9 protein-coding genes are annotated in these 14,586 nt (G+C 63.3%); 5 read left to right on the plus strand and 4 right to left on the minus strand.

Annotated elements, in window-relative coordinates; genetic code table 11:
• The first annotated feature begins 21 nt into the window (after window positions 1–21).
• Both LU682_RS07240 and LU682_RS07245 read left to right on the plus strand, forming a co-directional pair.
• A complete protein-coding gene (locus tag LU682_RS07240) occupies window positions 22–507 on the plus strand; it encodes an SRPBCC family protein (protein WP_010955227.1) in 486 nt (161 codons plus the stop codon).
• A complete protein-coding gene (locus tag LU682_RS07245; protein ID WP_049587004.1) occupies window positions 507–1,745 on the plus strand; it encodes an RNA polymerase sigma factor in 1,239 nt (412 codons plus the stop codon). The genes LU682_RS07240 and LU682_RS07245 overlap by 1 nt, the downstream gene beginning before the upstream one ends.
• A 116-nt stretch (window positions 1,746–1,861) precedes the next feature.
• Here LU682_RS07245 and LU682_RS07250 read toward each other — a convergent pair whose 3' ends face one another.
• Together LU682_RS07250 and LU682_RS07255 are read right to left on the minus strand one after the other, a co-directional pair.
• On the minus strand, window positions 1,862–2,332 hold the full coding sequence (locus LU682_RS07250; RefSeq protein ID WP_003254624.1) for a MaoC family dehydratase: 471 nt from the start codon (window positions 2,330–2,332) through the stop codon (window positions 1,862–1,864).
• Between the two features lie 34 nt (window positions 2,333–2,366).
• Complete coding sequence (locus tag LU682_RS07255; protein WP_010955225.1) at window positions 2,367–3,311, minus strand: alpha/beta hydrolase; 945 nt, start codon at window positions 3,309–3,311, stop codon at window positions 2,367–2,369.
• 218 nt (window positions 3,312–3,529) lie between these two features.
• Here LU682_RS07255 and fadD2 point away from each other — a divergent pair, with 218 nt between their 5' ends.
• Together fadD2 and fadD1 are read left to right on the plus strand one after the other, a co-directional pair.
• A complete protein-coding gene (gene fadD2 / locus LU682_RS07260; protein ID WP_010955224.1) occupies window positions 3,530–5,218 on the plus strand; it encodes a long-chain-fatty-acid--CoA ligase FadD2 in 1,689 nt (562 codons plus the stop codon).
• A gap of 331 nt (window positions 5,219–5,549) precedes the next feature.
• Window positions 5,550–7,247: a long-chain-fatty-acid--CoA ligase FadD1 gene (gene fadD1, locus LU682_RS07265; RefSeq protein ID WP_010955223.1), complete on the plus strand. Its 1,698-nt coding sequence runs from the start codon at window positions 5,550–5,552 to the stop codon at window positions 7,245–7,247.
• A gap of 182 nt (window positions 7,248–7,429) precedes the next feature.
• Here fadD1 and LU682_RS07270 read toward each other — a convergent pair whose 3' ends face one another.
• On the minus strand, window positions 7,430–8,737 hold the full coding sequence (locus tag LU682_RS07270; protein WP_010955222.1) for an NAD(P)/FAD-dependent oxidoreductase: 1,308 nt from the start codon (window positions 8,735–8,737) through the stop codon (window positions 7,430–7,432).
• Between the two features lie 24 nt (window positions 8,738–8,761).
• Window positions 8,762–10,126: a glutamine synthetase family protein gene (locus LU682_RS07275; RefSeq protein WP_010955221.1), complete on the minus strand. Its 1,365-nt coding sequence runs from the start codon at window positions 10,124–10,126 to the stop codon at window positions 8,762–8,764.
• A 503-nt stretch (window positions 10,127–10,629) separates the two neighbouring features.
• Here LU682_RS07275 and hrpA point away from each other — a divergent pair.
• Window positions 10,630–14,535, plus strand: coding sequence for an ATP-dependent RNA helicase HrpA (gene hrpA, locus LU682_RS07280; protein WP_060489449.1), 3,906 nt, complete (start codon window positions 10,630–10,632; stop codon window positions 14,533–14,535).
• Window positions 14,536–14,586: the final 51 nt, after the last annotated feature.

The following is a 14,586-nucleotide window of genomic DNA, read 5'->3' on the forward strand; positions in this document are numbered from 1 at the left end:
CAGCCAAGGAGAACCATCAGCATGAGCCTTGCACCCATTGCCCAGGCGCAACACGAGTTGTCCATCAGCCGCCTGATCGACGCACCACCGGCCAAGGTATTTCGCGCCTGGACCGAACCCCAGTGGCTGATGCAGTGGTGGGGGCCGCACGGCATGACCACCCCGGAGTGTGAGATGCAACTGTGGGCCGGTGGCCTGTTTCGCACCCTGATGCGCGCGCCGGATGGCTGCGAGTACCCCAACCAGGGCGTCTTTCTGGAAATTGCCGCGCCACGCCGGCTGGTGTTCACCGATGCCTTCGGCCCCGGTTGGGTACCGTCGGACAAGGCCTTCATGACCGCCGTGATCAGCTTTGACGAGGAACAGGGCAAAACCCGCTACACCGCCCGTGCCTGGCACTGGAATGCCACCGACTGCCGGGCCCATGAAGAAATGGGCTTCCACCAGGGCTGGGGAGAAAGCCTGGACCGCCTGGTGGAGGTGGTGACCCAGCGGATGCCCGACTGATGGCCGCACTGGCCCAGGTGCGTGCCGAAGTCGAGGCTGTGTACCGGCAGGAGTCGCGGCGCATACTGGCGACACTGATCCGCTTGCTGGGTGATTTCGACCTGGCCGAGGAGGCCATGCATGATGCCTTCTTCATTGCCGTCGAACGCTGGCAACGCGACGGTATCCCCGCCAACCCGCGAGCGTGGCTGGTTTCTGTCGGGCGCTTCAAGGCCATTGACGCGCTGCGCCGGCGCGTCCGCTTCGACCGCTCCCAGGCTGACTTGAGCATGCTGCTGGAGGGTCAGGCGCAGGACCCCAGTGAAGAAGAGCTGCTGGCGGATGACCGCCTGCGGCTGATCTTCACCTGTTGCCATCCGGCCCTGTCGGCCGACGCTCAGGTGCCGTTGACGCTTCGCGAAGTCTGCGACCTGACCACCGAGCAGATCGCCCGCGCCTTTCTGCAAAGCCCGGCCACCATCGCCCAGCGTATCGTGCGCGCCAAGGCCAAGATCCGTGACGCGGGCATACCGTACCAGGTACCGGAGCTGAGTGAACTGCCCGAGCGCCTGGAAAGCGTGTTGCGGGTGATCTACCTGGTGTTCAACGAGGGCTATTCGGCGTCATCGGGCGAGACACTGCTGCAGCAGGCGCTGAGCGATGAAGCCATTCGCCTGGCGCGGTTGCTGGTGCAGTTGCTGCCCGACCCGGAGGCGGTCGGCCTGCTGGCGTTGATGTTGCTGCAGGCGTCCCGGCAGCGGGCGCGCATCGATGGCCAAGGCGATTTGGTGGTTCTGGAGCAGCAGGACCGTAGCTTGTGGGACCGGCAGTTCATTGCCGAGGGCTGTGCTCTGGTTCGCCAGGCCCTGCAGAGCCGTGCATTCGGGGCCTATACCGTCCAGGCGGCGATTGCTGCCGTGCATGCCGAAGCGGCGACGGCTGAAGAGACGGACTGGGGAGAAATCGTCGGGCTGTATGACGTGTTGCAGCGGTATTGGCCATCAGCGGTGGTGGCGCTTAACCGCGCGGTGGCGCTGGCGAAGCGGGATGGGCCGGAGGCTGGCTTGCGGGAAGTCGAAGGGATTCTGGCGCGGGGGGAGTTGCTGGACTATCACCTGGCACATGCGGCACGCGCCGAGTTGCATTGCCAGCTGGGACAGGTGCAAGAGGCGCGTGCGGCCTGGCAGCAGGCGCTGGCCTTGACCCGGCAGGCGCCTGAACGGCGGCATATCGAGCGGCGTTTGCAGGCTATCGAATGATGGGGGGGCCGGCCGCTTCATGGGCAAGCCCGCTCCCTCAGGGTGCCTGCTAAATCAACGCGTTAGCGGGTTACCCAGGAGAGCAGCCTTGAAGAAGAGGCTGGCTGCATCACACTTCAGCTCGCCACAAAGTTCGGCGGCGATACCAGCTCGACGGTCTGCTGCTTGCGCGGCGCCAGGATCTCGGCTTCACCCGCGACCACCAGCTCGTCGTTCTGGTTGTACACATTGGTGGCGATGCGCACCTTGAACTTGGGCAGCTTCTCGAGGATCTCCAGGCGCACGGTCAGGGTGTCGCCGATTTTCACCGGTTTCTGGAAGCTCATCTGCTGGCCCAGGTAGATGGTGCCAGGGCCAGGCAGGGTGCAGGCCACTGCCGCACTGATCAGCGCGCCGCTGAACATGCCATGGGCAATACGTTCGCGGAACATGCTCTTGGCGGCGAACTCGGCATCCAGGTGAACCGGGTTGTGGTCACCGGACATCGCGGCGAACAGCTGGATGTCGCGTTCTTCAACGGACTTCTTGTACTCGGCCTTCTGGCCGACTTCGAGGGCTTCGTAAGGCGTGTTGGTGACCTGGGACATCGAGGCTTCCTTAAGCGTTGGGCGAGGGCGGCTATCATTCACTGCGCGCAGGGCGGCCAAGGGCCAGCGCCTGTTCCAGCCAGCCGAGAATATCGGCGATGACCTCGCCACGGTTGGTTTCGTTGAGTACTTCATGCCGCGCCTCAGGATAGACGCGCAGCTGTACATGTCGGTTGCCGGTCGCGCGCAGGGCGTCGGCCAGATGGGTGAGACGCTTGCCGGCACTGACCGGATCACATTCACCGCCGATCACCAGCATCGGCAGGTTGGGATCGATCTGCGCGAGGTTACCCGGCTGACTGATCTGCGCCAAGCCCTGCAGCAGATCGAGCCACAACTGGTTGGTGCAGCGAAAGCCGCACAACGGGTCATTCACGTACTGATCGACCTCGCCCGGGTCGCGGCTGAGCCAGTCGAAGGCCGTGCGGTTGGGCTTGAAGGCGTTGTTGAACGAACCGAAGGACAACCATTCGATCAGTGCACTCTTGCCCAGTGGCCCCTGGCGCCAGGACTCCAGCCGGGCAATCAGCCGCGCAAAGCGGTACAGCACGGCCGGTTGGTAGTTGGAACCGCTAAGGATCGCCCCGTGCAGGCTGCCACTGTGATGCAGCAGGTACGCCTGGGCGATGTAGCTGCCCATGCTGTGGCCGAACAGGAACAGCGGCGTGCACGGGAACTGCTGGCCGATGTGCTGGGCCACACACCCCAGGTCATTGACCACGGCATTCCAGCCATGATGGCGGGCGAACAGGCCGAGGTTGCCCAGTTCGGCAGTGCGCCCGTGGCCACGCTGATCGGCAGCGAACAGGGCAAAGCCGGCCTCGCTCAGAGCCTGGCCCAGGCGCTGGTAGCGCCCGGCATGCTCGGCCATGCCATGGGCCAGCAGCACCACGGCCTTTACCGGTGTGGCCGGCAGCCATTGGTGTACGTACAGGCTGCAGTGCTCACTGGCGGGCAGCCAGAAGGCGTCGTGAGGCATGGCGGGTCCTTGTGCGCGCGGTTACCCGAACAGTGTATGCACAACCGGCCGGATTGCAGGAGGGGCACAAATAAGATTCACAATGTTAATGGCGGCACTTGGCGTATATGCCACCTTGGGTTTACCTGCTAACGTCGAATCAACGCCTTTTCGCCGGCAGGCGGTCAGGTAAAGGACTAAAGGACGCAGTGCAGGTCCAGGCAGAGGAACAATAATAAATGCAAGCCGACTTCTGGAATGACAAGCGCCCGGCAGGCGTGCCTTCCACCATCGACATCAATGCCTACGCCTCGGTCGTCGAGGTGTTCGAGCGCTCCTGCAAGCGCTTTGCCGACCGCCCGGCGTTCAGCAACCTGGGCGTGACCCTCAGCTACGCGGAACTGGAGCGCCATTCGGCAGCCTTCGCTGCCTGGTTGCAGCAGCACACCGACCTCAAACCGGGTGAGCGCATCGCCGTACAGATGCCCAATGTGCTGCAGTACCCCATCGCCGTCTTCGGTGCCATGCGCGCCGGGCTGATCGTGGTCAATACCAACCCGCTGTACACCGAGCGCGAGATGCGCCACCAGTTCAAGGACAGTGGCGCGCGTGCGCTGGTGTACCTGAACATGTTCGGCAAGCGCGTGCAGGAGGTGCTGCCCGATACCGGTATCGAATACCTGATCGAGGCAAAGATGGGTGACCTGCTGCCGGCCGCCAAGGGCTGGCTGGTCAACACCGTGGTCGACAAGTTGAAGAAGATGGTGCCGGCCTACCGGTTGCCCCAGGCGGTGCCGTTCAAGCAGGTGCTGCGCGAGGGCCGCGGGCTGTCGCCCAAACCGGTGTCGCTGAACCTCGATGACATCGCGGTGCTGCAGTACACCGGCGGCACCACCGGCCTGGCCAAGGGCGCCATGCTCACCCATGGCAACCTGGTGGCCAACATGCTGCAAGTGCTGGCCTGCTTCTCGCAGCACGGCCCCGATGGGCAGAAGCTGCTGAAGGACGGCCAGGAAGTGATGATTGCGCCGCTGCCGCTGTACCACATCTATGCCTTCACCGCGAACTGCATGTGCATGATGGTCACCGGCAACCATAATGTGCTGATTACCAACCCGCGGGATATTCCCGGCTTCATCAAGGAGCTGGGCAAGTGGCGTTTCTCTGCCTTGCTGGGCCTCAATACCCTGTTTGTCGCACTGATGGACCACCCGGGATTCCGTCAGCTGGACTTCTCGGCGCTGAAGGTCACCAACTCTGGTGGCACAGCGCTGGTCAAAGCCACCGCCGAGCGCTGGGAAGACCTTACCGGGTGCCGCATCGTTGAAGGCTACGGCCTGACAGAAACCTCGCCGGTGGCCAGCACTAACCCCTACGGCCAGCTGGCGCGTCTGGGTACCGTGGGCATCCCCGTGGCGGGTACCGCGTTCAAGGTCATCGATGATGATGGCAACGAACTGCCGCTGGGCGAGCGGGGCGAGCTTTGCATCAAAGGCCCGCAGGTCATGAAGGGGTACTGGCAGCAGCCCGAGGCAACGGCCCAGGCACTGGATGCAGAAGGCTGGTTCAAGACCGGTGATATCGCGGTGATCGACCCGGACGGCTTCACCCGAATTGTCGACCGCAAGAAGGACATGATCATCGTCTCGGGCTTCAACGTGTACCCCAACGAAATCGAGGATGTGGTGATGGGGCATCCCAAGGTCGCCAACTGTGCGGCTATCGGCGTGCCGGACGAGCGTTCCGGCGAGGCGGTCAAGCTGTTCGTGGTGCCGCGCGAGGGGGGGCTGAGCGTTGATGAGCTGAAGGCCTACTGCAAGGCCAACTTCACCGGCTACAAAGTACCCAAGCACATCGTGCTGCGCGAATCGTTGCCCATGACGCCGGTGGGCAAGATTTTGCGGCGGGAGTTGCGCGATATAGCGTGATACCGGGATGGCTTCTTCGCGGGTAAACCCGCTCCTACACTGCCCAATGTAGGAGCGGGTTTACCCGCGAATGCCTTAAACCGCTCTAACAGGCTCTATACAGCCTTATCTGCGACATTTTGGATAATTACTCTAAAAATGACCTGTATTGTTCATTGAGTCATTTTTGTGACCATAAGGCCTGTTTTGGCCTCTAGGCGACCCCAGACAAAGCTGTTACTCTCGGCCCGCTTCCAGATGATCCGGTTTGCAACGAACCGTCATCTCATATCAATAATAAGCGCATCGACGCGTGAATCGAACTTCGCTGTTGCTGAAGGAGTGGGCTTCCATGATCGAAAATTTTTGGAAGGATAAGTACCCAGCCGGGATTACGGCGGAAATCAATCCTGACGAATTCCCCAATATCCAGGCAGTACTCAAGCAATCCTGCCAACGCTTTGCCGACAAACCGGCCTTTAGCAACCTGGGCAAGACTATCACTTATGGCGAGTTGTATGCGTTGTCGGGGGCGTTTGCCGCCTGGCTGCAGCAGCATACCGACCTCAAGCCGGGTGACCGCATTGCCGTGCAACTGCCCAATGTCCTGCAATACCCGGTCGCGGTCTTCGGTGCCATGCGTGCCGGGCTGATCGTGGTCAACACCAACCCGCTGTACACCGCGCGGGAGATGGAACACCAGTTCAACGACTCGGGTGCCAAGGCCCTGGTGTGCCTGGCCAACATGGCCCACCTGGCGGAAAAAGTGGTGCCCAAAACCCAGGTCAGGCACGTTATCGTCACTGAAGTTGCCGACCTGCTGCCACCACTCAAGCGCCTGCTGATCAACAGCGTGATCAAGTACGTGAAGAAGATGGTGCCGGCCTACAACCTGCCGCAGGCCGTGCGTTTCAATGACGCCCTGGCGCTGGGCAAGGGCCAGCCCGTGACCGAAGCCAACCCGCAGGCCAACGACGTGGCGGTGCTGCAGTACACCGGCGGTACCACCGGTGTGGCCAAAGGCGCCATGCTGACCCACCGCAACCTGGTGGCCAACATGCTGCAGTGCCGTGCACTGATGGGCTCCAACCTGCACGAAGGCTGCGAAATCCTCATCACCCCGCTGCCGCTGTACCACATCTATGCGTTTACCTTCCATTGCATGGCGATGATGCTGATCGGCAACCACAACGTGCTGATCAGCAACCCGCGTGACTTGCCGGCGATGGTCAAGGAACTGGGCAAGTGGAAGTTCAGCGGCTTTGTGGGCCTCAACACCCTGTTCGTTGCCCTGTGCAACAACGAGGCGTTCCGAGCCCTGGATTTCTCGGCGCTGAAAATCACCCTGTCGGGCGGTATGGCCTTGCAGCTAAGCGTGGCCGAGCGCTGGAAGGCCGTTACCGGTTGCGCCATCTGCGAAGGCTACGGCATGACCGAAACCAGCCCGGTGGCGGCGGTGAACCCCTCGGAAGCGAACCAGGTGGGCACCATCGGTATTCCGGTGCCGTCGACCCTGTGCAAGGTCATCGACGACGCCGGCAATGAGTTGCCGCTTGGCGAAGTGGGCGAGCTGTGTGTCAAGGGCCCGCAGGTGATGAAGGGCTACTGGCAGCGTGAAGACGCCACGGCCGAGATTCTCGACAGCGAAGGCTGGCTGAAGACCGGCGACATCGCCGTGATCCAGGCGGACGGCTACATGCGCATCGTCGACCGCAAGAAAGACATGATCCTGGTCTCGGGCTTCAACGTATACCCCAACGAGCTGGAAGACGTGTTGGCGGCCCTGCCGGGCGTGCTGCAGTGCGCAGCCATCGGTGTGCCGGACGAGAAGTCGGGTGAAGTGATCAAGGTCTTCATCGTGGTCAAGCCGGGCATGACCGTGACCAAGGAGCAGGTGATGGAGCACATGCGTGCCAACGTTACCGGCTACAAGGTACCGCGCCACATCGAGTTCCGCGATTCGCTGCCGACCACCAACGTGGGCAAGATCCTGCGCCGCGAACTGCGTGATGAAGAGCTCAAGAAGCAAGGCTTGAAGAAGATCGCCTGACCACAAGCCTGCACGCTCAGTGTGGGGGCGGCCTCGTGTCGCGAAAGGGCCGCGACGCGGCCCTGGGATTTCGGCGGCGATGCATCAATGGCTGGGGGCGCTTTGCGCCCCTTTCGCGACACAAGGCCCCACAATAAGATGCGGCGCCGTCTTCAGACATTGTGAGTCCCTGTAGGCGCAACTCAGCGCAGCTTCTCAAGCATCTGGTAATACCACATCCCCGCCGCCAGCAGCGGGTTCCCCAGCAAGTCCCCCATCGGCACCCGCACATGCCTGCACTGGGCGAAGGTGTCGAACTTCTCCAGCGTCCCGGTCAACGCTTCGGCCATGATCTCGCCCATGATGTGGCTGGTGGCAATGCCATGCCCCGAGTAACCCTGGCAGTACCACACGTTGTCCGACAGCTTGCCCAGCTGCGGGATGCGGTTGACCACGATGCCCATGGCGCAGCTCCACTGGAACTCGATCGGCACCCCCTTCAATGCCGGGAAGGTGCGTTCGATGCAGGGGCGCAATTCGCCTTCGATGTCCCGTGAATCCTTGCCTGAGTAGTTGGCGCCGCCGCCGAACAGCAGGCGCTTGTCGGCCGTCAGGCGGTAGTAGTCGAGGACGAAGCGGCAGTCGTACACCGCCAGGTCCTGCGGGTTGATCTGCTCGGCCAGCTCACCCAGCGGCGCGGTGGTGACGATACCGCCCATGGCCGGGAAGATCTTGCCCTTGAGCTGGCGCTTTTCGAGCTTGTGATACACATCGCCGGCCAACATCACCTGGCGTGCCTCCACCCGGCCATGCGCGGTAACCACCGCCGGGCGCGGGCCATGGACGATGTCCAGCACTTCGGAATTTTCGAATATCAGTGCACCCAGGCCATGTGCGGCACGGGCTTCGCCCAGGCACAGGTTGAGTGGGTGCAGGTGCAGGTTGCGCAGGTTCTTCAACGCACCCAGATAAAGCGGGCTTTGCAGATGCTCGGCCACTGCAGCGCGATCGAGCAATTGCACCTGATCGCCCATGCCACGGCGCCGCGCTTCGGCCTCGAACGCACGCAGTTCGTTCATGTGCGAAGGCTTCATGGCTGCATGCAGGTGGCCACGCTTGAGGTCACAATCGATGCCATAGCGCGCCACGCGCTGCTCGATCACCTGGTGCCCGCGCCAGCGCAAGTGCCAGATGAAGTCGTCAACTTCGGCGCCCAGATGGTTGCGCATCTGCGAGCGCATGGCCTCGTCGCCCGACAGGCTGCCGGTGACCTGGCCGCCGTTGCGCCCGCTGGCGCCCCAGCCGATACGGTTGGTTTCGACGATGGCGACCTTCAGGCCGCGCTCGGCCAGTTCAACCGCCGTGGCCACGCCCGTAAAGCCACCGCCGATGATCGCCACATCCACCTGCACCGTGCCCTTGAGTTGCGGGTACGCAGTGTGGTCGTTGAGGGTGGCGCTGTAGTAGGACGGCGCGCGCTGCGCCGGGCCGTTGTTCAATGCTGCGTTCATGGGTGTTCCTTGTTATTTAGGGGCTCAGGCCTGGTGCAGGTACCAGCGCCAGTCCTGTTCGCTGACTTCGGCCATGAACTGGCGGTACTCGGCGCGCTTGACCTTCAGGTACACGCCAAGGAAGTCTTCGCCCAATGCTTCACGGGCCCAATCGGAATGTTGCAGGGCGTCGAGTGCGGTCAGCCAGTCAGTGGGCAGGTGTTCGGTGGCCTGGGCATAGCCGTTGCCTTCAACGGGCGCGCCTGGGTCAAGCTGTTCGCGGATGCCCCAGTGGCTGGCAGCAAGGATCGCCGCTGCTGCCAGGTAAGGGTTGGCATCCGCGCCACAGATGCGGTGCTCCACATGGCGGCTGTTGGCAGGGCCTCCTGGCACACGCAGGCTCACGGTGCGGTTGTCCACGCCCCAGGTTGGCGCCAGGGGCGCATAGCTGTTGGCCTGGAAGCGGCGGAAGGAGTTGGCGTTGGGGCAGAACAGCAGCAGCGAGTCGCGCAGGTGGCGCAGCATGCCGGCCACGGCCTGGCGCAGCAGCGGGGTGCCGGCCTTGTCTTCGCTGGCGAACAGGTTGTTGCCGGCGCTGTCGGCCAGGCTCAGGTGCATGTGCATGCCGGTGCCGGCCAGTTGGGCGAATGGCTTGGCCATGAAGCAGGCCTGCATGCCGTGGGCATGGGCCACACCTTTTACCAAGCGCTTGTAGCGCACCGCCTGGTCCATCGCCTGCAGCGCATCGCCATGCTCCAGGGTGATTTCCACCTGGCCCGGGGCGTACTCGGAAATGGCCGTGCGCGCCGGGATGCCTTGGGCCTTGCAGGCAGCGTACAGGTCGGCGAGGAACGGTTCGATCTGCTCCAGTTCGCGCAGGCCATAGACCTGGGTGCTGCGGGGGCGGCCGCCATCGTTGTCCAGTGCCGGTTGTGGGCGGCCCTGGGCATCACGCTGCTGGTCGAGCAGGTAGAACTCCAGCTCGCAGGCCATCACCGGGTGATAACCATCGGCCTTCAACGCTTCGATGGTGCGCAGCAGCACATGGCGTGGGTCCGCGATGCTGGCCGGCAGACCCTCGCTGGGGTGCATGCTCACCTGCACTGCGGCGGTGGGCACCCGGCGCCAGGGCAGGCGCACCAGGCTGCCGTCAAGCGGGTAGGCACGGCAGTCGATGTCGCCGACGTCCCACACCAGGCCGGAGTTTTCCACGTCGTCGCCGTTGAGGGTCAGGCCAAGGATGGTGCTGGGCAGTGGCCGGCCTGTCTGGTACACGGCCAGCAGTTCCTCGCGGTGCAACAGCTTGCCGCGTGGCACACCGTTGGCGTCGAGGATGAACAGTTCGAACAGCTCGATATCGGGGTTGTCGGCCAGAAAACGGGTAGCCTGCTCTACAGGGGCAAAGTGCATGATCAATTCGCTCATAGACGCGCAGGGCCACCGCGCAAGCAGGCGGCCCGGTTGAGTCAAACGGCCAGACGCTGGCCGGGTTTGGTCACAATGGCGTGAGCGAAGTGTCCGGTGGGCGCGCGTGACGGCAGTGCCACAAGGCCCAGAAGGCGAGGATGATGTGGACCAGCGGATTTTCCCCGGCACGGCTCCGGGCCTTCGGTAGCGAAGGGCGGGACGACGGTGGGGCGATGGGCTGGGCGGGAGTCATGCCTTTGATACTCACATGCGGCGTAAGGTTGATTAAAGCAGTGAATGGCAACCTTTACATCGCACTTGGCTAAACATTCGTGTTGAAAGCACCACGGTCAAAGTGGAAGCGGCCTTGCGGCCCTATCGCGACACAAGGCCGCTTCCACAGGGAGCGTGCAGGCAGCAGAGAATCCGCAAATCTGCGACAATCGCCCGACTTTCCGAATGCCGATCATGAAAAAGCAGGCTCACCTGCATCACTAAAAAGCCCCATGACTGACCACGCCATCGACAAACTGCTGCAAAACCTCGACCACGCCATGATTGCCGACCGCCATTGCCTGCGCCGGCAACTGCACGAACTGCGCAAGCGCCCCGACGAGGCGAAGCTGGCGCAGTGGGTGGAGAAGGTCCAGGCCTCCTGCGCTCAGGTCACCGCGCGTCAGCAGAGCGTGCCGACCGTACGCTACGACGACAACCTGCCCATCGCCGCCAAGCGTGACGAAATCAAGAAGGCCCTGGCCGAAAACCAGGTATTGGTGATCGCCGGCGAAACCGGCTCTGGCAAGACGACCCAGTTGCCGAAAATCTGCCTGGAGCTTGGCCGTGGCAGCCATGGGTTGATCGCCCATACCCAGCCACGCAGGATCGCAGCGCGTAGTGTGGCCGCGCGAGTCGCTGAAGAGCTGGGCACGCCCCTGGGCGCGCTGGTCGGCTACCAGGTGCGTTTCGAAGACCAGAGCGATTCCAATACCTTGGTCAAGCTGATGACCGACGGCATTCTCCTGGCCGAAACCCAGCATGACCGCTTCCTTGAACGCTATGACACGATCATCGTCGACGAAGCGCACGAGCGCAGCCTGAACATCGACTTCCTGCTCGGCTACCTGAAAACGTTGCTGCATCGCCGACCGGACCTGAAACTGATCATCACCTCGGCCACCATCGACCTGGAGCGCTTCTCCAGGCATTTCGACGGTGCGCCGATCATCGAGGTGTCTGGGCGCACCTTCCCGGTGGACACCTGGTACCGCCCGCTGACCAGCGAGCAGGACGAAGAGGGCAACCAGATCGAGGACGACCTCACCGTCGATCAGGCCATCCTTGCCACCCTCGACGAGCTGGCGCAGCACGAACGCAGCGAGGGCAAGGGCCCGGGCGATGTGCTGATCTTCCTGCCGGGCGAGCGGGAAATCCGTGATGCCGCCGAGATCCTGCGCAAGGCGCAACTGCGCCATACCGAGATTTTGCCGCTGTACGCGCGCCTGTCACCGGCCGAGCAGCAGCGTATCTTCCAACCGCACACCGGGCGCCGCGTGGTGCTGGCCACCAACGTCGCCGAAACCTCGCTGACCGTGCCTGGCATCCGCTATGTGATTGACACCGGTACTGCGCGCATCAGCCGCTACAGCTACCGCGCCAAGGTCCAGCGTCTGCCGATCGAGGCCGTGTCACAGGCCAGTGCCAACCAGCGTAAAGGCCGTTGCGGCCGGGTCGAGCCGGGCATTTGCGTGCGTCTCTACAGCGAAGAGGACTTCAACAGCTGGCCAGCGTTTACCGACCCGGAGATTCTGCGCACCAACCTGGCGGCGGTGATCCTGCAGATGTTGCACCTGCGCCTGGGCGCAATCGATGCCTTCCCGTTCATCGAGCCGCCGGATGGCAAAGCCATCAGCGACGGCTTCAACCTGTTGCAGGAGCTTTCGGCGGTTAACCGCGAGAACCAGCTGACGCCAATTGGCCGCCAGTTGGCGCGCTTGCCGATCGACCCGCGTCTGGGCCGCATGCTGCTTGAAGGCGCGCGCCTGGGCAGCCTGCAGGAAGTGCTGATTGTCACCAGCGCGCTGTCGGTGCAGGACCCGCGTGAACGCCCCCCAGAACGCCAGCAGGCCGCCGATCAGGCGCACGCACAGTGGAAGGACGTGGACTCGGACTTCGCTGCGCTGGTCAACCTGTGGCGTGGCTTCGAGGAACAACGCCAGGCGCTGACCGCCAACCCGCTGCGCAACTGGTGTCGCAAGCAGTTCCTGAACTACTTGCGGCTGCGCGAGTGGCGCGATGCTCATCGTCAGTTGGCGCTGATTTGCCGTGACCTGCAGCTGACGGTGAACAAGGAACCGACCGATTACCAGAAGCTGCACAAGGCAATCCTCAGCGGGCTGCTCAGCCAGATTGGCCAGAAGACCGAAGAGGGCGACTACCAGGGCGCCCGTCAGCGGCGCTTCTGGGTGCATCCATCTTCGGGCCTGGGGCGCAAGCGCCCGCAGTGGGTCATGGCTGCCGAGCTGGTCGAAACCACCAAGCTGTATGCGCGCATGGTGGCCAAGATCGAGCCGGACTGGATCGAGCCGCTGGCCGGCCACCTGATCAAGAAGAACCATTTCGAGCCGCACTGGGAGAAGAAGCGCGGGCAGGTGGTGGCCTACGAGCAGATCACGCTCTACGGGCTGATCCTGGTCGGCCGTCGGCCGGTGCACTACGGCCCGATCGACCCGGCGACCTCGCGCGAGCTGTTTATCCGTGAAGGCCTGGTGGGTGGCGAAATCCAGTCGCGGGCCAAGTGCCTGGCGGCCAACAAACGCCTGCTTGGAGAGCTGGACGAGCTGGAAGCCAAGGCTCGCCGGCGTGACATCCTGGCTGACGAAGAAACGCTGTACGCTTTCTATGAAGCGCGCCTGCCGGCGGAAATCCACCAGACGGCGACCTTTGATAGTTGGTACCGCATGGGCAGCCAAAAGGACGCCAACCTGCTGATCATGCGCGAGGAGGACGTGCTGGCCCGCGAGGCCAGCGAAGTGACCGCCGCACAGTACCCCGACAGTATGCAGGTGGGCGATCTGCGCCTGCCGCTGAGCTACCACTTCGAGCCCGGCCACCCCCGTGATGGTGTGACGGTGCGGGTGCCGGCACCGCTGTTGCCGAGCCTGCCGGGCGAGCGCCTGGAGTGGCTGGTGCCGGGCCTGCTGGAGGCCAAGTGCGTGGCGCTGGTGCGCAACCTGCCCAAGGCCCTGCGCAAGAACTTCGTCCCGGTGCCAGACTTCGTCAAGGCTTCGCTGGCGCGCATGACCTTCGGCCAAGGGGCGCTGCCACAGGCCCTGGGCCAGGAGCTGCTGCGCATGACCGGTGCACGTGTGTCGGACGAGGCCTGGGACGAGTCGGTCAACCAGGTCGAGGGCCACCTGCGCATGAACATCGAAGTGGTCGATGGCCAGGGCAAGTTCCTTGGCGAAGGCCGCGACCTGGCGGAACTGACCGCGCGCTTTGCTGCCGCCAGCCAGGCTGCCCTGGCCGTGCCGCGTGACGCCAAGGGTGAGCAGCCGGTGCAGGCCAAGGCCTTCAGCGAAGTGAAACAGACCGCCCAGCAGAAGATCGCCGGCCTGTCGATGACCGTGTACCCGGCACTGGTGGAAGACAACGGCACTGTGCGTGAAGGGCGTTTCTCGACCCAGGCCGAAGCGGAGTTTCAGCACCGCCGCGCCTTGCAACGGCTGTTGCTGCAGCAACTGGCCGAGCCGGCCAAGTTCCTGCGCGGCAAGCTGCCGGGGCTGACCGAGCTGGGCCTGCTGTACCGTGAAATGGGGCGGGTAGAAGCGCTGGTCGAAGACATTCTGCTGGCCAGCCTGGACAGTTGCATCCTTGAAGGCGAACAACCGTTGCCACGTGAAGGTGCGGCCTTGGCCGCGCTGGCTGAACGCAAGCGCGGCAGCTGGGCCGAGCATGCCGAGCGCCTGGCAAGGCAGACCCTGGAAGTGCTGAAGCTGTGGCATGGTCTGCAGAAACGCTTCAAGGGCAAGATCGACCTGAGCCAAGCGGTGGCACTGAACGACATCAAGCAGCAGCTAGGCAACCTGGTGTACCCGGGCTTCGTACGCGAAACGCCTGGGGTGTGGTTCAAGGAGTTGCCGCGTTACCTCAAGGCGGTTGAATTGCGCCTCGAGAAACTCGGCTCGCAAGTACAGAAGGACCGGGTGTGGAGCGGCGAATTGGCCAACCTGTGGGCGCAGTACAAGGCCCGTGCCGACAAGCATGCCCAGGAAGGCAAGCGCGATGAGCAACTGACCGTGTACCGCTGGTGGCTGGAAGAATATCGAGTGTCGCTGTTTGCCCAGCAGTTGGGGACCAAGGTGCCGATTTCTGACAAGCGATTGAGCAAACAATGGAGTCAGGTGGAAGGCTAACCTCCATTATTTGTGGCAAACTTTGGGGCGTTTGGGGCCGCTTTGCGGCCC

The sequence above is a fragment of the Pseudomonas alloputida genome (genome assembly GCF_021283545.2).
Classification (GTDB): Bacteria; Pseudomonadota; Gammaproteobacteria; order Pseudomonadales; family Pseudomonadaceae; genus Aquipseudomonas; species Aquipseudomonas alloputida.